We start from the raw sequence: 18,684 nt of genomic DNA on the forward strand, positions 1-18,684 counted from the left end.
GTGCCGGTACGCCCGCTGCCGGTACGCCCGAGCCGGTACGCCCCGTTTCGTGTCCTGACGGCTGGCGAGGCCCCCCATTCTGCGTGTTCCGGCGGCTTTGCCTACAATGGCGGCTGTCCCGCGCCCCCCGGTCCGCCCCCATGTTCCAACTCCCGCCCGCCGCCGCTTCCGGCGAAAAGAACCTCACCGTGATGCTGTGGCTCGTCGCGACGGGCTTCTTCATGCAGACGCTCGATGCGACGATCGTCAACACGGCGCTGCCGTCGATGGCCGTGAGTCTCGGCGAATCTCCGCTCCGGATGCAGTCGGTCGTGATCGCGTACTCGCTGACGATGGCGGTGATGATTCCGGTTTCGGGCTGGCTCGCGGATACATTCGGCACGCGGCGCGTGTTCTTCAGCGCGATCCTGGTGTTCTCGCTCGGCTCGCTGCTTTGCGCGAACGCGCATACGCTGCAGCAGCTCGTCGTGTTCCGCGTCGTGCAGGGGGTGGGCGGCGCGATGCTGCTGCCGGTCGGGCGGCTCGCCGTGCTGCGCACGTTCCCGGCCGAACGCTACCTGAGCGCGCTGTCGTTCGTCGCGATTCCCGGGCTGATCGGTCCGCTGATCGGGCCGACGCTCGGCGGCTGGCTCGTGAAGATCGCGTCGTGGCACTGGATCTTCCTGATCAACGTGCCGGTCGGCGTCGCCGGCTGCATCGCGACCTTCTACTCGATGCCCGACTCGCGCAACCCGTCCGTCGGCCGCTTCGACCTGAAGGGCTATCTGCTGCTGACGATCGGGATGGTCGCGATCTCGCTGTCGCTCGACGGGCTCGCCGATCTCGGCATGCAGCACGCGGCCGTGCTGGTGCTGCTGATCCTGAGCCTCGCGTGCTTCGTCGCGTACGGACTGTACGCGGTGCGCGCGCCGCAGCCGATCTTCTCGCTCGAGCTGTTCAAGATCCATACGTTCAGCGTCGGCCTGCTCGGCAACCTGTTCGCGCGGATCGGCAGCGGCGCGATGCCGTACCTGATCCCGCTGCTGCTGCAGGTGAGCCTCGGCTATTCGGCGTTCGAGGCCGGGCTGATGATGCTGCCGGTCGCGGCGGCGGGGATGTTCTCGAAGCGGATCATCACGCAGCTGATCACGCGGCACGGCTACCGCAAGGTGCTGCTCGTGAACACGATCATGGTGGGCGTGATGATGGCGAGCTTCGCGCTGATGCGCGACACGGTGCCTGTCTGGGTGAAGGTCGTGCACCTCGCGCTGTTCGGCGGCTTCAACTCGATGCAGTTCACCGCGATGAACACGCTGACGCTGAAGGATCTCGGCACCGGCGGCGCGAGCAGCGGCAACAGCCTGTTCTCGCTCGTGCAGATGCTGTCGATGAGCCTCGGCGTCACCGTCGCCGGTGCGCTGCTCGCGACCTTCACCGGGATGCTGCGCACGGTGACGCCGAGCAATACGCTGCCGGCGTTCCATGCGACCTTCATCTGCGTCGGGATCATCACGGCTGCGTCCGCGTGGATCTTCGCGCAGCTCGCACCCGAAATCCGCGGCCGCGCGCAGAAGACCGACCCGTCCGAACGCGCGTGACGCGTGACGCCCGGCGCGCGCCGCCGCGATCGCCACGACGGCGCGGCGCGCACCATGTCGGTGCGGCCATGCTGCACCGCGCGGCAGCCGGCGGCCGCGACGGCCCGCCGCACGGGGCACGATGCCGTGCATGCTTCTTGCTCGCCTATTCTGTAGGTAAACTGGCAGTCTCCCTTCGGCCGACATCATGAGCATGATCGACATCGATCCCCCCGGCTTCCAGCCGCCCCGCCCCGTCGCCGGCGACGACGGAAAGCGGCGCACCGTGCTGTACGGCGCGTACACCGTATTCAGCGTGTTCCAGCCGGTTTTCTCGGTGTCGCACCGCCGCGCGATCGGCTATCACGCGTCGCTGCGCGCGCACGACGAGGAAAGCCGCCAGGTCGCGTCGCACGAGGTATTCACGCAGGCGGCGCGGCGCGGCGACCTGCTCGAGCTCGGCCGGCTCGCCGAATCGCTGCATCTCGGCAACTTCCACGCGTTCGACAGCCACGACGAATGGCTCTTCCTGAGCCTGCATCCGGCCGCGCTGATGGACACCGTCTACGGGGACGCGCTGCTCGCGAACCTGAAGGCGCTCGGCCTGCCGCCGCATCGCGTGGTGCTCGAGGTGCCCGAACAGGCGGGCGGCGAGACGCCGCGCTATGCGGCAATCGTCGACGGGTTGCGCAAGGCCGGCTTCCTGATCGCGCTCGGCGGCTTCGGCGCGAAGCATTCGAACATCGACCGCGTGTGGCACCTGCACCCCGACATCGTCACGCTCGATCGCGGCATCCTCGCGCAGGCGAGCGAGCACTCGCATCTCGAACGCGTGCTGCCCGGGCTCGTGTCGCTGCTGCACGAATCCGGCCAGCTCGTGCTGATGGGCGGCCTCGCGACCGAGCGTGACGCGCTGATCGCGCTCGAATGCGACGTCGATTTCGTGCAAGGGCAGTACTTCGCGGGGCCGAGCGTCGATCCCGTCCAGCCGCAGGCCGCCGCCGGCTGCATGGACACGCTGTCGGCCGCCTTGCGGCTGCGCGTCGCGCAACGCGAGCGCACGCAGGCCGAACGCCTCGCGCCGTATGTCGCCGCGCTGGAGGAAGCGAGCCAGAAGCTCGCCGCGGGCGAGCCGCTGATCGACGCCGCCGGCGCCGTGCTCGGGTTGCCGGAAACCGCGCGCTGCTTCCTGCTCGATGCATCGGGCCGCCAGATCGGCGACAACGTGCTCGCGCGCGGCAGCGTCTCGCAGCGGGCGAAACGCTTCCGGCCGCTGCTGCATTCGGAAGGCGCGAGCTGGGAGCGCCGCCCGTACTTCAGCCACGCGATGCGCGCGCCGGGCCGCGTGCATCTGACGCCGCCGTACCTGTCGATCAACGAGGCGCACCTGTGCGTGACCGCCTCGATCGCCGCGCCGGTCGCGACCGGCATGCAGGTGTTGTGCGTCGACATCAACTGGGAAGCGGCGCTCAACCGCGAATGAAGATGCGCGCCGCGCTCATGCGGCGCCGTTGACATCGCCAGCCCGGCGCGCGATCAGCCGATGCACGCGCTTGCCGGATGACGCGCTGACGACTTCATGCTCGTCGATCACCTGCATGCGGGCGCCGAGCGCCGCCCGCATGCGCGCCGAATCGAGCGGCGTATACAAACGGCCGCGCTCGTCACGCAACGCACCGTGGCCAGCCACCCGCCAGCTCAGGTACAGCGTGCCGCCGGGCATCAGCAATGTGGCGAGCCGTGCGGCCGCCGCGGCCGCATCGGTCTGTTCGAGATGCATCACGACCGTCTCGCACAGTACGTTCCGGAACGCGCCGGACGGCGCGCCGGCGAGCGCCGGCAGCGCGGCCAGCTCGAACGTCAGCGACGGGTGGCGCAAGCGCGCCTCGGCGAGCAGCGCGGCGCTCGCGTCGTAGCCGCGCACGTCGAATCCTTGCGAAGCGAGCCACGCGGTGTCGCGCCCCGCGCCGCAGCCGACATGGGCCGTCGGCCCCGGCGAGAAATACTGCTCGACCAGCGCATACATGTCGTCGGGGGCGGCCTCGTCGAGCCAGTCCTGCGCGTATTGCGCGGCATGGGCTTCGTAGGCATCTAGAGTCGGGCGATCCACCATGGCGATTGCTCCGCGTACGCGTCTGATCGGGCGACGCATCACGCATCTTAGCCGCTGCGCATCGCGCGTGGTATGGCGCGCGGTGCGTGGCGCTACGCCGCTCGCATGCCGCCCGCGCGGGTCGCGTCGGCCGTCAGTTCTGCCCACAGCGCGTCGCCGCGCCAGGCCGGCCGCGATGCCGCCGTTTCCGCGTCGTGAACGAGTGCGCAGAGCCGCGCGTTGACCGGCGCCGGCGCGCCGAAGCGCGCGGCCAGCCGGACGATCTCGCCATTGATCCATTCGACTTCGGTCGCCCGACGTGCGGCGAGATCGTCGGACATCGACGAACGCGCGAGCGGATCGATCGCGAGCATCCGGCCGCCCAGCGCGCGAAACGCGGGATCCGGCAGCTCCAGCACCGCGGGTATCCATGCGGCCGGCAACGGCGTGAGCCGTGCGGGCCGGATCGCGGCGCGGGCCAATACGTGCAGCGCTTCGCGCTGCGCCAGCGCGACGCAGCGCCGGTATGCGCGTTGCGAGAGTTCGTCGCGCAGCGGCAGGTTCGCGAGCGCATTGACCGCGTTGTTCAGGTTCAGCAGCAGCTTCGCCCATTGCACGGCGCGCATGTCGCGGTGCAGCGCGAGCGGCAGCCCGGCACGCGCGAACGCGCCGGTGAACGGCCGCAGCGCGGGCGACGCATCGGCCGCGAGCGCGCCGGTCGAACCCTGGTGAAACGCGCCGGGCGCGCGCTCGATCACGTTGAACGGCACCATGCCGGCCAGCACGGTCGCTTGCGGCAGCGCCTCGCGCAACACGTCGGCGTTGGAGAGGCCGTTCTGGAAACTGACGACGACCGTGCCGGGCCGCAGCACGCCGGCGAGCTGCGCCACGGCATCATGCGTCGCGGCCGACTTCACCGTGACGAGCACCAGCCGCGCGGCGGCCGCGGCGGGCGGATCGGTCGAGAACGCGACCTGGGCCGGCTCGAGCGTCGCGCGATAGCCGCGCGAGTCGGTCAAGGTCAGCCCGTTCGCCCGAATCGCGTCGCCGATGCGGGCGCGGCCGACGAGCGTCACCGGCGCACCGGCCGCCGCGAGCCGGCCACCGAGATAGCAGCCGACCGCGCCCGCGCCGAACACGCAGACGGGCGCGGCCGACGTGTCAGACATGCGAATGCGCGCCGCCGTGGACGGGCCCCGCGCGCCGCTCGACTTCGCGGCGCACGTCGCCGCGCAGGCCCGCGAAGAACGCGACTTCGGCGACGACGAACAGCGGCCCGACGATCAGGCCGACCAGATCGTCGACGAACGCGGGCTTGCGCCCCTCGAACCAGTGCCCGACGAACTGCACGATCCAGCCGACCACGAACGCGCCGATGCCGATCGCGAGCCACTGCGCGGTGGGCAGCAGCGCGAGCGTCTGCGCGGCCCACAGGCCGAGCGCGAACAGCGCGGCCATCACCACGCCGAAGCGCAGGTCGAGGCGCAGGTAGAACACCACGGCCGCCACGGCGAGCAACAGCGCGGGCGACAGCACGACGCCGGCCAGCGTGCCGAGCGCCGGCCGCGACAGCAGCACCGCGATCGCGAACACGATCATCGGAATACCGACCAGGTGCGTCGCGATGTTGCGTGCGTCGCGATGGTAGGCCGCATATTGGGAAAGATGGTCCTCGAGCGTCTTCATGGTGTCTCCTGAACGATCATTGAGCGCTATGATGCGCGTCACGCCCGAGAACCTCTGTCAGCTACCCGACATCGCGTGCCATGCCCTCGTCGCTCGCCCCCTACCTGCCGCAGATCGAAGCGCACCCGTGGTTCGCCGCGCTGCCGCCCCCGTTGCGCGCCGACCTGCTCGCCCGCGCCGCGGTGCGGCGCCTGCCGGCCGGCCACGCGCTGTTCCGCCGCGGCGACCCGCCATGCGGGCTGTATGCGGTGCTGGCCGGCTCCCTCACCATAGGCGCGGTGGATCCGCAGGGCAAGGAAGCGCTGCTGATGGTCGCCGAACCCGTCATGTGGTTCGGCGAGATCGCGCTGCTCGACGGCCAGCCGCGCACTCACGATGCGATCGCGCTCGACGACACGCTGCTGCTGCACGTCCCGCAGGCCGCGCTGCTCGCGATTCTCGACACGACGCCCCAGTACTGGCGGCAGTTCGCGCTCTTGATGGCGCAAAAGCTTCGGCTGAGCCTCCTGAGAGTCGAATCGATGAGCGTGATGCCGGCCGCGCAGCGGCTCGCCGCGCGGCTGCTGATGATTGCCGAGGGCTACGGCGGGATCAGCGCCGGCCACACGCACATCCGGCTGTCGCAGGAAAAGCTTGCGGCGATGCTGTCGCTGACGCGGCAGACCACCAACCAGCTGCTGAAGGCGCTGCAGGCCGACGGCGTCGTGCGGCTGCACGTCGGCGAGATCGAACTCGTCGACGTCGACGCGCTGCGCCGCGCGAGCGGATTGCCCGGCAGCACGGACTGACACCACCGCGCAAGCGCAACAACCCCAACAATCGCAGCAAGCGCCGCAACATTGCGTTCCCGCCGTCATGGCATTGCGCTATCGTGGCGGCTCGTTCCCCCTCCCCCGATCCGCGCTTGAACACGTCGACCGTCACCGCCCCGCCCCGCCACGCCTGGCCCGTGTTCGTCGCGTTCCTGCGGCTCGGCCTCACCTCGTTCGGCGGCCCCGTCGCGCATCTCGGCTACTTCCGCGATACGTTCGTCACGCGGCGCGGCTGGCTGACCGAGCGCGCGTACGCGGATCTCGTCGGGCTGTGCCAGTTCCTGCCGGGGCCGGCGAGCAGCCAGGTCGGGATGGCGATCGGACTGTCGCGCGCGGGCTATGCGGGAATGTTCGCCGCGTGGCTCGGCTTCACGCTGCCGTCGGCGCTGCTGATGATGTTGTTCGCACTCGGCGTGCATGCGATGGGCATGCCGGTCGCCGCCGGCGCGCTGCACGGGCTGCGCATCGTGTCGGTCGCGGTGATCGCGCAGGCGGTGTGGGGCATGGCGCGCACGCTGTGCCCGGATGCGCGCCGCGTCACGCTGATGGCGATCGCGGCCTCCATCGCGCTGCTCGTGCCGGCCGCGTGGCTGCAGGTTGCCGTGATCGTCGCGGCGGGACTCGCCGGTCTCGTGCTGTTGCCGCAGCCCGAGCGCGGCGCGCACGAGCCGTTGCCGCTGCATGTGTCGCACCGCGCGGGCGTGCTGTGGCTCGCGCTGTTCGCCGCGCTGATCGTCGTGTTGCCGTTCACGGCCCGCGCGTTCCATTCGAACACGCTCGCCGTCGTCGACGCGTTCTTCCGCACCGGTGCGCTGGTGTTCGGCGGCGGGCACGTGGTGCTGCCGCTGCTGCAGGCGGCCGTCGTCGCGCCGGGCTGGGTCGGCGATTCGGCGTTCCTGGCCGGCTACGGTGTGGCGCAGGCCGTGCCGGGGCCACTCTTCACATTCGCAGCCTTCCTCGGTGCGTCGCTACGCGACACGCCGAACGGCTGGCTCGGCGGGACGATCGCGCTCGTGTCGATCTTCGCGCCGTCGTTCCTGCTCGTGGCCGGCACCGCGCCGTTCTGGGAACGCTTGCGCCGCAGCACGCGCATGCAGGCCGCGCTCGCGGGCGTGAACGCGGCCGTCGTCGGGCTGCTGCTGGCCGCGCTCTATCACCCGGTATGGACCGACACGATCGCGTCGCCAGGCGATTTCGCGGCCGCACTCGTCGCGTTCGTCGCGCTCGTGTTCTGGCGCGTGCCGCCCTGGGCCGTCGTGATCGCAAGCGCGGCGCTCGGGTGGTTGGCGGGGATGATTGCCTGATCCGGCGAATGTCGGGTGTCGATTCAGGTCCGACAAAAATGAAAAAGCCCTCTTCACGAGGGCTTTTTTTCGGCGCCGCGCGCCGCTTAGGCGCGCAGGACACGTGTCCCATGACAATAAAGTCTGGAACGTTTCGCAATTAAGTTTGGAACGCACCAACCTCGCACATGCGCAGTTGGAACAGGAAATCATCGGCCTCTTATATCATATTTCGTATGAAATTCTCGTTACCCATAAGCAGTTGCGCATTTTCCCTATGCCATCTGCGTTTTCAGCCTGACATGAAATCTCATTGAAAGCAAATTTCCTGACTTTTTTGTTCATATGCGCAATCGCAGTGGGCGAGTAAAGACGATCACACCGCTAGCGTTACGTTTGCGGAAAACTCTGGGTTGTCGACGACATCCACCGCGAGGTTAAGTGTCGCTACACGACGTCGTCTGCGAGGCGACCAGACGTGGTGGTGGAGAACAAAGACAGATGCAAAGATCGTCACTGAGCGCTGCCTGCCGGCCATCGGGACCGGTGGTGGAAATCCGCGGGCCATCGCACGCGATTTTCCCGACGGTTTTGCAGACTGGACAAAAGACGGGATCATGTTCGTAGGCTTGCTCGCGACCGTTTATCAGGTCTGCCCCATCCCCGCACTGCACCACTCCGCCAACGGTTGTCAGATCGCCCTTCACAATGTCATAGCGCGGCATTCCTCCACCTCCTCCTTACTTCGCGGCACCACGATAGTGGAAGCTGTTCAGGACCGTATCCCACGCCTGGACGGCCTGTTCCTCGTTCACTGGTGACGTCGTCACGGAGGCGGGATTCACCGCGTCAGGTTCCGCGCCGAACAACAATTGAATGGCGGTGTGCGGTTTTGATGGATCTCCCTCGACCCCGGCCGCCAACAGATAGAACTGGTACTTCTGGACGCCATCTTCATGGATGTCGACGAGAATTTCCTCGGCGTGAATGCCGGCGACTTGACGCTTGCCCTTTCGCAATACCTTATAGTGCCCCGCGTACGGCTTCAGCTGAGCCTCAAATTCCGAAAGCCCGCTCAACAGCGACGCCTTCTGATCGGCAGCAACAGATTCGCGCAGCTTCACGATCAGATTAGACGGTCGCCCCGGAACAAGACCGGCCGCGACGGTGGCATCGAAAGCCGGAAGTTGCTTGCCGCCGATCAGGCCGCCGTTAAAGCAAAATGCGCCATCGTTCGGCACGTCCCCTTCATCACGCGGACGAATATTTCGCAGGATCTCGGACGCATTCTGGACCGCGCTCTGGTCATAGCCATCGCCGAACTTGTTCTTCAGGGTGAATTGCGTGTCGTGCGACCACGCGTACCCTTCCACGTCGTATGAGAGCTCGGCGGGCGGGACGTCGTATCGCCCGAAAACAAAGAGACGCGAGTAGTCATTGGGCTGTACCGCCTGATGGAGCCACGGTGTCTTCGTCGGCGAGAAGGAATTATGCGGATCAACCCGCAGCTTGGCCTTCAGCTCGTGCTCGCGCGCCTCTACTCTCCGTCCGAATTCCTGTTGACCTACGTTCTTCGCTACATCGATCGAGTACCCCATGTACTTATATTCTTGGTTGTACACCTCTGCATCATGGGGAAGGTCGACAACGAAACGGCCAATACACCACGGGCGGGTGTCATGCATCACGGGGGTGGTCATAGGCAACTCCGACGGATTACTCTTCGAGCACGCGGCCATCCCTACCGAGAAGGCCACGAGCGCGACTGCGATTCGATTTGCGAACTGGTTTAATGTTGTCATACGGGAACGTCGATCGATTTTGCGACCTTGACCATACTATAGAGTGTGGCCCACTTCGCCCACGGATGCCCGAAGCAGCCTTGGTGATCAAACCCGTTCTGCGTGAAGGCGATCTGTACACCCTTCGCCTTTTCGCCAGGGACACCGGCCTTCAAGCCACGTGCGACGGATTCCCCAGACCAGCTCGGCACCGTGCCATCCCCAAAGATCAAGCCTCGCTCCTGCGGAAAATTGGGATCCATGATCTCCGCAAAGAGTGTACAGACAAGCCCCTTGACGCGGATACGGACCTGGCCCTTCTGGCCGTCGCTCAAGAGTTCGGCCTTCATCAGGTCCTCTTCGGTCGTACCTGCTGGGAAGTCACCACGCCAATAGATTCGGCCAAAGGTGAGCAGCTTATCCGCTGGTGCGGTGGTCTCCTGCTTGGTAGGAGCCTTGGCTGTACCGCCCTTTGTCGGATCAACCTCGCTCGACCGTCGCAAGGGACCGTTCCCGTAGAAGGCAAAGGTGTTCGGATGATAGTTGTTTATCAGTTGATGCTGCCGGTCAACCACGTCCTGCATTGTCGTCAGAAAGTTCTTCTGCAGCGTCATGCCAGGCTGAGTCGTTTGCAGGCGCTGTTTGGCAATTCCAGCAGGATCGAGCATTGCGTCGGACTGGTTGGGAACCAAGCCGTACCACGCCTGTGACGTGAACAACTTCAGCGTGTCGTTCTTCTTCGGCAGCGCGAGTACTTCCTGTCGCTTCATGTCGCGAACAACCCACCATGGTTCATAGTCATGATAGTCGGGCATCGGAAGGAGCTCCAACGGCCCGGGTGCATTGACCGTGATTGCCGTGAATTCCGGCGCGTTTCGCCCTACGAGTACCTTATTGAGGATTGCCCCCTCCCCTTCAGCGCCGGCCCGAAACCGTCGTGCGGCCAACGGTGCGCCAGTCGCTGGCTGCGCCCCGTGGATCACGCCGTACATCAAGTCGTCGTAACCCGCTATCACTGAAGCCATGCGGGCGACGAGCCCCCCCATGGAGTGGGTGATGATGATTGCCTTCTTTACTTTGTTCTCGGCGCAGATCTCCTTGATACCCATCAAATGGTATTTCTTGTGGGTTTTCTGATCGACATAGTCAACGCCCTTCACGGCGTCTTCAGCCGACAGCAGATTCGATTGCAACCAGTTGTAGCCAATCGCATACACCGGATATCGGTACTGGCAGAACTTCTTAAATTCATCCGAATCGACCTTAAGCGGGTCGATACCCGGACCATTCGCGCCGTAGCTCGATGGCGCCGTCCCGATGACCGGATTCAAAGTGAAGTCTTCACCTTTCGGGTCACCGCTTGCCCAGGCGCCAAGGAGCTTTCCCGCCTTCATCGGGTGGTTGAGCTCGCGCTCAAGCCAAGCGAGCGATCCATGGTAGCTCTTCGAATGGACCGACCCCCAGCCTCGCCGTCGCGCTTCGTCGGCCGTCAGATCGCAACCCGTCGTCACGATCGCGCCGAGCGTGGAGACGACTGCCGACGATGTGTCGTACTTTGTTTCGCGCTCCGACGCATCTGAGAAGTATCCATTCCAGCCGAATGCTATCGCAGCGCGGTTGGTTTCATTCGGCGGATTCCAAATCTCCTGCCCGGTATTTCTGTTGATTAGCAGGGAGCCCATCACCCCGGGAATAAAAATCACCGGGATAGGTGGCCGCGGATCGCAATGAAACTCTTTAGTGCATTTGTTGGCATCCGGCGTTAACGTCACCTTTGCGGACGACCCACCGCCTGGCTCGTGCTGCCCTTGAATGACGACCGTATCGGATTGCTTCGCTGCGTTGTTGCTGCCGGAATTGTTCGGACCCATACCGGTACCTACGATTACTGCGGTTGATCGGAGAGATTCAAGATGTGCTGATGGCGATTGACACGATCCACGATTCGGACCGCTAGCCGACGTCGTTGAGCGTGCGAGGCAACACACGCACAGTCATCGTCTCGACGTCCACGTTCTTCTGCACCGAAGTCTTACCGAGTTCGTCCGTCACGCCCTTGATGACCGTTCCATCGCTCCGTACGAACTCGTACGGGTGATTCTTGAGCACTTCGCCTGTGATCGAGTGGCGAAGCACATAGGGGTCGTTGAACGCGGTCTTAGGCAAGCTGTTCATGTGTTCAGCGATCGAGCTCGGACCTTGACGGCTGAATGAGGCCGATTTGATCGTGCGAGGTCCTCGCGAGCCGTCTTCGATACCTTCCGCGGTGATGCGAATGTACGAGCCACCACACTTCAGAATCAGCTCCTGCTTCGCCTCGATTACGACTCTACCTTGATTGCTGGTAACCGTTACGTCGCGATCGGCAAACAGGCTCAACGCGTCGCTTTGCGCAGCGATTTCGACCTTGCCCTTTGCAGCGAACAGCTTCATCCCCGCCTTCTGCACAAACAGGCTGATCTTTTCTGCAGCCGCAACGATGAGGGATTTGCCCGTGGCAAGGTGAGTGTGTTCGCCGCTGGTCAGATTGATGTGTCGATCCGCTGCGATGCTAGTCGACTGTCGGGACGTTAATCCGATATCGGCTGGCGTGGCCATCATGATCATCGGGGTGGCGAATCCGTTGGCCTCCCCTGTTCCGCCGCCATCGGTCCTGCCCCCTGACGTTTGTCCTGAAATGGGATGCTCGGTGGCCTTGGCTACGGCTTTCAGAGTGTCTTGACTTCCCTCCAGCGACTCGGCCTGCGCCGTCGCGCTGGCGCTTGATAGCGATTCCACAAGCATGCCCGATCGCGTCAGCTGATCCCTCGCCTCAACGACGTCGAGCTGCTCTGCGTCGTGCGCCTTGGCATGCGTACTCAAATAAAGGCCGCGGTTCGCTCGTACCGCGCCGTAGTCGTCGGTGTGAATCTGAAAACCGGCACCAAGGTAACGCCCACGCTTGTTCCGGTCTTGGCTGATCAGATATCCCTGATGGAACGAGCTGTAGCTTGAACCCGTGAAGGAGGTCAGTCGCGTCGCACCTTGATTGGTTGAATCGTCGTGAACGAACGAGTTGAAAGCGCCCGTACCGCCGAACCCACTCGACTGAAAACCCGATAGCAACACATTCGTATGCCAAGGCGGTGGAGTCGTACCGCCATTAAGCCGTCCAAGCACGAACGGGCGATCACAATCGCCGCCCCAGTGGCTAATCGCCACCCATTCCCCCGCGCGCGGAACGTGTACGGAGCCGTACGAATTCCCAGTGTCGGACTGCAACGACAACAGCAACGGCGATGTATTGAAAGCCCCTGCAGGACTCTGGCGGTCCCATGCGTGCCGCACGCGAATTCGATTCGATTCGTCGGCCCAAGCTTCTTCCCCCTCTGGCGCCACCACGATCGCATGCTCGATATGCATGATTGGTTTGCGGTGCTCGAACGGGCTCCGATATTCGATAGTCGTGGGTTGAGCTTCGACGTCGACGACGAAGAATCCAGTTTCGCCATCGGCCGGATGTGGCGGCGACTGGAAATCGCTCCCGCGAGCTGCTTTTGCATCGGAAACTCGCCGCTGCAAACTGTGCGGGAAAGCAGCTCCCTGGCGAGCGATAGGCACATTATTTTCGACGAGCCATCGCGCTTCGATCGCGACAAACTCGCGGTGCTTGGCGTCCGGGTTCGAATGCCGGGGGTGGTCGTGCAGCACGAAACGCGTCCCAGCGTCGATCCATCGCAATCCGGCGACTGCCGCGTAGCGCAATGCCTGTGCATCCCAGGCCTGCGTATGCAATTGCGCGCGAGATCCACCGGCATCCGTGGTGGGATACCCATACGGCGTCGATTCGAAGACCTCCATTGGCACCGTCGGGATGCTTTGCGTTTCACGTTGTCGACGCTGCTCGATCTCGTAGGTCGTCGACTCGATTTCGCTAACTGCCTCGAAGTCGTAATTCGGGCGCTTGTAGTCGAATGAACGCGTTGTATAACGCACGCTTTGGAGCGTCTGGATAGCTGCCCATTGCGCTACGCCATTGCTTTCATTGCTCGCGTTGCCGCGGGTATAGGTCGCATCCTTTGGCTGGGGGAGCGAGGAAAGACGGTCGACGATGACTAGGGTAGTCTTCGGTGGCTCCCCTGACTGGGTGGTCGCGTGTTCCCAGTAGAAATACCAACCCTCATCCTCGAGCAGCCGATGCACGAAATTCAGGTCGGACTCTGCCTGTCTGCAATACGAGCGCACCCGCGGGGTGCTGACGGTGTCGAATCGATAGAGACCTTGCAGCTGCGGATATCGGTCGAACACATTCGCCAGAATCTCCCGTGCATCCTTTTCGAGCCAAAAATGATCGTCACGGGTATGCCCGAGGAAGTGCAAAGCCGACGAGATCTCTAGCTGGTAGACAGCCAGGCCACCATCTGCACCCAGCATCCCGATACGGTGTACAAAGCCGTGGACGGGAAGGTAGGTCGACTCAGCGAATGGCGCGGTTTCCTGCTGAATCCACAAAGTGACGGCCTGATGCATCAACGACAGAAGCGTAAGATCGGTGCGCATCGACGCTACATCGACAGTCCACCGATAGTCGCGCCCTATTTTTGCATGCCCCTCGGCACGTAATGCAACGAGGGTATTCGCGCCAAGGGGCGTATCGAGTTTCAGCAGCCGATCATTCTGCAAAATGCCCCGGTGAAAAGCGTCAAAAAGACCGCTCGACGACAGCTCCCCGACCGAGGATGCCCTGGCTTCCATTTTGTTCTTCCTTCCTCTCAGATACCCCGCACGGCCACGGAGGCAAGAACGTCCGGACCGATGATCACGGCGCTCTCACTATATCGAAATCATTGTTGGGAAAATGTAGGCGACGGAGAACGACGCTCATCCCATTGATACGCCAAACATCGTATCAAATCACCAATATGATATCGCACGCATTTGACGATATTTCATACTCGATCGAACCCAGAAACACGACGTCGCCACACCGTCTTTGCGAAATTCTGGACGAATTCTGCCCGCCGTTTTTGCAGTCTTTCACGATGAAATGTTGATCGAGCGGGATTTCTGACGGCACCTTGACCTACTTCGACACGGCCGTGGGCGACGCCACCCACGTGGTCAGTCTCCAGTTCCACTGCGACTTCGGCGCAGTGTCGCGGTGATGAATGCGCAGCCAAGACTGAGGAACAAGGAGCAACTAAATGGTGCTTCGCAAGCCGATTTGTCGATTTCCACCGAATCTTGCCCCCCGGTGGGTCAGTTCTGCGTGGACATCAACATGCTGGATTCTCCTAGATGCGCTGCGATCAATCCCCTAAGGCTTTGGGAATGCGATTTTGTTGAAAGCCGAAATCCTTGAAAATACGTCGGAGATGAATTCAATAAACACGATGGCCCGTGTTGGAAGCAACCTGTTTGCAACATAGACAATCTGAACAGGGACGGCCGGAGCAAAGTGCCCGGTCAGAATTAACTGCAAACGACCGCTTTTTAACCCTTCCTCGAACAGCCATTCCGGCCCATGCCCGACCCCTGTGTAAGTGCCTCAGTCCAGTCTTCAGGCAAAGCGCCAAGCCGTACCAGGACTTCCATCCGCTTGGCCGGGCTGAGGTCGCGAAAAAAGCGAAGACGCATGATTGCGAACTGGTCATCCACTGGCGGAGTTCCTCGTGCGTCAGTAGTCGTGTCCGGATCGACATGAGGCACATTAATGGGCGAAGAACCGGCACTTGCCGTCTCGCGTCGCTCTAGTGGCGTAGTGACCGGAGGCGCCATTCGCCTGAAGTTCGGACACCCGAGAACATATTCAACAGTTGGGCCACCAAGACGCTCGGTGTCTGCTACAAATTCCTTATCCTCATCTGACCACGCGCGAGGCTGCACCGTCACCTTCAGATTGTCAGTCGGACTTTCCCAAGAAAACTGAAGAAAATTGTATGTGTACGTGTATCGTTCGTCGGCGTGGGGGGAATGGTCGCACCCGCAGCAAGCATCAGGACATCGCACCCATCCCGGACCGCTTCGACACGTGCCGAAGGATTGTGTTCGTGCCCAGTGATCAGTACGCGTGCGCGATTGCGCACATAACGCCTCGCGTCGTCAGAATCCTGCAGCCAAGAAAGTGGGTGATGGGCAATGAGCACCAGCTCCTCGCCGGCAGTGATTGGTAGAACGCGCTGACGGGCGCCAAGCAAAAGCTTCCCCTCTTCATCCTTCAGGGCACCACATATAAGTGCCGTGTTCAGCCCGATAAAGCGAAGTACCCGATTCGGCGCGAGCTCGACGGTCCGCGCTCCAGCGTTACCGCCTTCGAAATCGAGCGGACACCCGTAGCCCTCGCCAAATGGACGGTAGCCGTCGAACCGCGCGTAAAACATCTCGCGATCCTCAGGTGCCACCAGCACTCGGTCTAGCTCTTGCTCCCCTTGATCTGCGATGTTCCTAAGCGTCTGTCCGATGATATGAGAGACACGGGTGCGGTCGACATCGTGATTTCCAGGGACGACTTGAATTGCCGTGATAGGACAACCTGCTGCAGCTGCCAATTGATCGAGCCAACGAGCCGCATCCGCGTATTCATCGGATTTTCCAGCGTACGCGATGTCACCGGAGATGATGACTCCGTCGACTCTCGGTTCGGGTAGCGTCCCCGTAACTTTGCGCACATCATCGATCAGGCGTGCCTTGACGTCGTTGTGGGTAACAACAGTACCGCCCTTTTCTTGGCCGAAGTGAATGTCCGACAGATGGATGTAAGTGGTTGCCATGCATTACCCCGCAAACGTTTGTTCTTTTGCTGCCCACGACAGTGCCAGATTGTATCGTCAGACCGGAACTCGACGGGCATTGCTGGTAGTCAAGAAGTCACCGATATGCACCGCTAAGACCAAAACGAGCATGAAAAGCAGAAAGCCCTCATACCGAGGGCTTTCAATTTCACTACAATTTCAAAACTTTATTGCGCGGCTCAGTCTGGGTTTTCCAGTCTTTATTGCACTTTCCAAACTATATTGTCACGCTACAAACACGTGGACTTACGCGAAGTTCTTCGCTGCGAAGTCCCAGTTCACGATGTTCCAGAACGCCTCGACGAACTTCGGACGTGCGTTGCGGTAGTCGATGTAGTACGCGTGTTCCCACACGTCGATCGTCAGCAGCGCCTTGTCGGCCGTCGTCAGCGGCGTTGCGGCGTTGCTCGTCGACACGATGTCGAGCGAACCATCGGCCTTCTTCACGAGCCATGCCCAGCCCGAACCGAACGTGCCGACCGCGGCCTTCGTGAACGCTTCCTTGAACGCGTCGTACGAACCCCACTTCGCGTTGATCGCGTCGCCCAGCGCGCCCGACGGTGCGCCGCCGCCGTTCGGCGACAGGCTGTTCCAGAAGAACGTGTGGTTCCAGATTTGCGCGGCGTTGTTGAAGATGCCGCCCGACGACTTCTTCACGATCTCTTCCAGCGGCAGGTTTTCGAATTCCGTGCCGGGGATCAGATTGTTCAGGTTCGTCACATAAGCCTGGTGATGCTTGCCGTAGTGGTACTCGATCGTCTCTTTCGAGATGGTCGGCGCGAGTGCGTCTTCAGCGTACGGGAGCGGCGGGAGCGTATGAGCCATGGCGATTCCTTCGTTGAGTATGTAGGGGGGCTGTATTGGATGCTGCCGAGCGTCCGATTGTAGGCGAGTCCGAATATCCCCGCAAACTCACGGGCATTTATCCGCGGTATGCAGAAAATCGGCGTTGGCGCTTCATCCGGCAGGACGAGACGACGAGGCGCAGCATCCGTTCCCGCGCGCGGAGCGACCGGTCAATCCGGTACGCCGGGAGCGAGCTTCGCTTCGCGTGCGCCGTCCTCGTCAGATCGAATCGGTCAGCCGCGGCTGAACGTCGGCAAGCGACACGTCGGCCGATCCTTCGGCCAGATGCACGGTCAGGCGGCGCTGCGGCTTCAACGCGCTCGGCGCGCGCACCGCGCGGCCGGTCTGCGCGTCGATCAGCGCCGCGTAGCCGCGCTCGAGCGTGCGCTGCGGGCTCAGCACCTCGAGACGCGCCGCGCAGGCCGATACCCGCGCGGTGTCGCGCTCGTGACGGCGCTGCAACGCCACGGTGAGACGCTGCGACAGCCTTGCGAGCGCATGGCGCGCCTGCGTCGGATCGGGCCGCGCGCGCTGCCAGCGCAGTTGCGCGAGCGCGAAACGCGCACGCGCGTCGCGCACCGGCCGCGACGCCGCCGACGCGAGCCGCACCGCCAGTTGCTCGACGTGGGTACGCTGCCGCCGCAGCCGTTCGGCCGGGCTGACGAGCCGGCGGGCGAGCCAGTCGAGCTGCTGCGCCCGCTGCTCGAGCCCGCGTTCCAGGCAGCGCGCGAGCGCGCGCTGCCGGTCGGCGACCTCGCGCAACAGCAACGCGCGCTGCGGACTCGCGAGTTCGGCCGCGCCGGTCGGCGTCGGCGCACGCAGGTCGGCCGCGAAGTCCGCGATCGTGAAATCGGTTTCGTGGCCGACGCCGCTGACGACCGGCAGTTCGCTCGCGGCGATCGCGCGCGCGAGCGCTTCATCGTTGAACGACCACAGATCCTCGATCGACCCGCCGCCACGGCAGACCAGCAGCACGTCGACCTCGCGCCGCGCATTCGCGGCCTGCACGGCCGCGACGAGCTTCTCGGCCGAGCCCGCGCCCTGCACGGGCGCCGGATAGACGATCACCGGGATGTGCGGCGCGCGGCGCGCGAGCGTGGTCAGCACGTCGCGCAACGCGGCGGCCTGCAGCGACGTGACGATGCCGATCCCGCGCGGGTGCGCCGGCAGCGGCCGCTTGCGCTCGGGCGCGAACAGGCCTTCGGCCTCGAGCTGCGCCTTCAGCCGCAGGAACGCCTCGTACAGGCGACCTTGCCCGGTGCGCCGCACGGCCTCGACATTGAGCTGCACTTCGCCGCGCGGCTCGTACATCGTGACGACCGCGCGCACCTCGATCCGGTCGCCTTCGCGCGGCGTGAATTCCGCATATTGCGCGCGACCGCGAAACATCACGCAGCGCATCTGCGCCTGCTGGTCCTTGATCGAGAAATACCAGTGACCGCTCGCGGCGCGCGTGAAATTCGACACTTCGCCCGAAATCCATAGCAGCGGAAACGAGCGCTCGAGCATCGTCGAAATCGCGCGATTGAGCGCCGAAACGGGAATCACTTCGTCGCCGCCGCGGGTGGCGCCGGGAACTGAAAAAGGAGAGTCGGAAAGCATGGGCGGTCGAATGAATGCTGGCGGCGACACGATAGTCCGACACGCGCCCGACGTCCAGCGCGGACCGTGCGCGCCGCGATGCGCGAAATGTGTCCACACTCTGGCAATCGTCCGCCAAAAACGCTCGAAAACCGCGGGAAAATCCAGACAATTGCTTGCAACGCCTTGATTTTTATATATTTTTAAACCTTACGAATCGATTCTCGACCGATTCGATGTCCGCCCGGCGGGCGTTTGGCGCGAACAGGCGGGGAGT

Annotated in this window: 15 protein-coding genes; 4 read left to right on the top strand and 11 right to left on the bottom strand. The window is 63.5% G+C overall.

Annotation, left to right across the window (positions count from 1 at the left end; genetic code table 11):
* Positions 1-140 precede the first annotated feature (140 nt).
* Together mdtD and FFI87_RS13285 are read left to right on the top strand one after the other, a co-directional pair.
* Positions 141-1,577, top strand: coding sequence for a multidrug transporter subunit MdtD (mdtD, locus tag FFI87_RS13280; RefSeq protein ID WP_138847270.1), 1,437 nt, complete (start codon positions 141-143; stop codon positions 1,575-1,577).
* Positions 1,578-1,764: 187 nt separating this feature from the next.
* Positions 1,765-3,039 carry an EAL domain-containing protein gene (locus FFI87_RS13285; protein ID WP_012364534.1) on the top strand — a complete coding sequence of 425 codons (1,275 nt, stop codon included), beginning with the start codon at positions 1,765-1,767 and terminating at the stop codon, positions 3,037-3,039.
* Positions 3,040-3,054: 15 nt separating this feature from the next.
* Here FFI87_RS13285 and FFI87_RS13290 read toward each other — a convergent pair whose 3' ends face one another.
* The 3 genes from FFI87_RS13290 to FFI87_RS13300 all read right to left on the bottom strand — a co-directional run bounded on the left by FFI87_RS13290 (position 3,055) and on the right by FFI87_RS13300 (position 5,334).
* Positions 3,055-3,669, bottom strand: coding sequence for a class I SAM-dependent methyltransferase (locus FFI87_RS13290; RefSeq protein ID WP_012364535.1), 615 nt, complete (start codon positions 3,667-3,669; stop codon positions 3,055-3,057).
* A gap of 92 nt (positions 3,670-3,761) precedes the next feature.
* Positions 3,762-4,817 (bottom strand): 2-dehydropantoate 2-reductase, encoded by a 1,056-nt coding sequence (locus tag FFI87_RS13295; protein WP_138847269.1) that lies wholly within the window; start codon positions 4,815-4,817, stop codon positions 3,762-3,764.
* The gene (locus tag FFI87_RS13300) at positions 4,810-5,334 is read right to left on the bottom strand and encodes a DUF962 domain-containing protein (RefSeq protein ID WP_105786238.1); all 525 of its coding nucleotides are present in this window, start codon (positions 5,332-5,334) and stop codon (positions 4,810-4,812) included. Before FFI87_RS13300 ends, FFI87_RS13295 begins: the two co-directional genes overlap by 8 nt.
* Before the next feature lie 80 nt (positions 5,335-5,414).
* Between FFI87_RS13300 and FFI87_RS13305 the strand changes: the two genes are divergently transcribed.
* A complete protein-coding gene (locus FFI87_RS13305) occupies positions 5,415-6,122 on the top strand; it encodes a Crp/Fnr family transcriptional regulator (protein ID WP_138847268.1) in 708 nt (235 codons plus the stop codon).
* A gap of 116 nt (positions 6,123-6,238) precedes the next feature.
* A complete protein-coding gene (gene chrA / locus FFI87_RS13310; RefSeq protein WP_138847267.1) occupies positions 6,239-7,450 on the top strand; it encodes a chromate efflux transporter in 1,212 nt (403 codons plus the stop codon).
* A 416-nt stretch (positions 7,451-7,866) separates the two neighbouring features.
* Here the strand turns inward: chrA and FFI87_RS13315 are convergent, their stop codons facing one another.
* From FFI87_RS13315 to xseA, 8 genes are all read right to left on the bottom strand, one after another.
* Entirely contained in the window at positions 7,867-8,154 is a 288-nt protein-coding gene (locus tag FFI87_RS13315; RefSeq protein ID WP_138847266.1) for a PAAR domain-containing protein, read from the bottom strand.
* Positions 8,155-8,169: 15 nt separating this feature from the next.
* The gene (locus tag FFI87_RS13320) at positions 8,170-9,129 is read right to left on the bottom strand and encodes a T6SS immunity protein Tli4 family protein (protein WP_138847265.1); all 960 of its coding nucleotides are present in this window, start codon (positions 9,127-9,129) and stop codon (positions 8,170-8,172) included.
* Positions 9,130-9,227: 98 nt separating this feature from the next.
* Positions 9,228-11,081: a lipase family alpha/beta hydrolase gene (locus FFI87_RS13325; RefSeq protein WP_261378274.1), complete on the bottom strand. Its 1,854-nt coding sequence runs from the start codon at positions 11,079-11,081 to the stop codon at positions 9,228-9,230.
* Between the two features lie 82 nt (positions 11,082-11,163).
* The gene (locus FFI87_RS13330; RefSeq protein WP_138847264.1) at positions 11,164-13,944 is read right to left on the bottom strand and encodes a type VI secretion system Vgr family protein; all 2,781 of its coding nucleotides are present in this window, start codon (positions 13,942-13,944) and stop codon (positions 11,164-11,166) included.
* Positions 13,945-14,682: 738 nt separating this feature from the next.
* Positions 14,683-14,967, bottom strand: coding sequence for a hypothetical protein (locus FFI87_RS35360; protein ID WP_409995094.1), 285 nt, complete (start codon positions 14,965-14,967; stop codon positions 14,683-14,685).
* Between the two features lie 116 nt (positions 14,968-15,083).
* Positions 15,084-15,959 carry a metallophosphoesterase family protein gene (locus tag FFI87_RS13340; RefSeq protein ID WP_138847263.1) on the bottom strand — a complete coding sequence of 292 codons (876 nt, stop codon included), beginning with the start codon at positions 15,957-15,959 and terminating at the stop codon, positions 15,084-15,086.
* Between the two features lie 267 nt (positions 15,960-16,226).
* On the bottom strand, positions 16,227-16,805 hold the full coding sequence (gene sodB / locus FFI87_RS13345) for a superoxide dismutase [Fe] (protein WP_011657740.1): 579 nt from the start codon (positions 16,803-16,805) through the stop codon (positions 16,227-16,229).
* 240 nt (positions 16,806-17,045) lie between these two features.
* Positions 17,046-18,428, bottom strand: coding sequence for an exodeoxyribonuclease VII large subunit (xseA, locus tag FFI87_RS13350; RefSeq protein WP_138847262.1), 1,383 nt, complete (start codon positions 18,426-18,428; stop codon positions 17,046-17,048).
* Between the last annotated feature and the right edge of the window lie 256 nt (positions 18,429-18,684).

The organism is Burkholderia sp. KBS0801 (assembly GCF_005937855.2).
GTDB lineage: Bacteria > Pseudomonadota > Gammaproteobacteria > Burkholderiales > Burkholderiaceae > Burkholderia > Burkholderia ambifaria.

Excerpts from the sequence above, each read along its gene's own strand:
- mdtD (WP_138847270.1), top strand. The coding sequence starts at position 141 with ATGTTCCAACTCCCGCCCGCCGCCGCTTCCGGCGAAAAGAACCTCACC.
- FFI87_RS13285 (WP_012364534.1), top strand. The coding sequence starts at position 1,765 with ATGAGCATGATCGACATCGATCCCCCCGGCTTCCAGCCGCCCCGCCCC.
- FFI87_RS13290 (WP_012364535.1), bottom strand. The coding sequence starts at position 3,669 with ATGGTGGATCGCCCGACTCTAGATGCCTACGAAGCCCATGCCGCGCAA.
- FFI87_RS13295 (WP_138847269.1), bottom strand. The coding sequence starts at position 4,817 with ATGTCTGACACGTCGGCCGCGCCCGTCTGCGTGTTCGGCGCGGGCGCG.
- FFI87_RS13300 (WP_105786238.1), bottom strand. The coding sequence starts at position 5,334 with ATGAAGACGCTCGAGGACCATCTTTCCCAATATGCGGCCTACCATCGC.
- FFI87_RS13305 (WP_138847268.1), top strand. The coding sequence starts at position 5,415 with ATGCCCTCGTCGCTCGCCCCCTACCTGCCGCAGATCGAAGCGCACCCG.
- FFI87_RS13315 (WP_138847266.1), bottom strand. The coding sequence starts at position 8,154 with ATGCCGCGCTATGACATTGTGAAGGGCGATCTGACAACCGTTGGCGGA.
- FFI87_RS13320 (WP_138847265.1), bottom strand. The coding sequence starts at position 9,129 with ATGACCACCCCCGTGATGCATGACACCCGCCCGTGGTGTATTGGCCGT.
- FFI87_RS13325 (WP_261378274.1), bottom strand. The coding sequence starts at position 11,081 with ATGGGTCCGAACAATTCCGGCAGCAACAACGCAGCGAAGCAATCCGAT.
- FFI87_RS13330 (WP_138847264.1), bottom strand. The coding sequence starts at position 13,944 with ATGGAAGCCAGGGCATCCTCGGTCGGGGAGCTGTCGTCGAGCGGTCTT.
- FFI87_RS35360 (WP_409995094.1), bottom strand. The coding sequence starts at position 14,967 with ATGGCGCCTCCGGTCACTACGCCACTAGAGCGACGCGAGACGGCAAGT.
- FFI87_RS13340 (WP_138847263.1), bottom strand. The coding sequence starts at position 15,959 with ATGGCAACCACTTACATCCATCTGTCGGACATTCACTTCGGCCAAGAA.
- sodB (WP_011657740.1), bottom strand. The coding sequence starts at position 16,805 with ATGGCTCATACGCTCCCGCCGCTCCCGTACGCTGAAGACGCACTCGCG.
- xseA (WP_138847262.1), bottom strand. The coding sequence starts at position 18,428 with ATGCTTTCCGACTCTCCTTTTTCAGTTCCCGGCGCCACCCGCGGCGGC.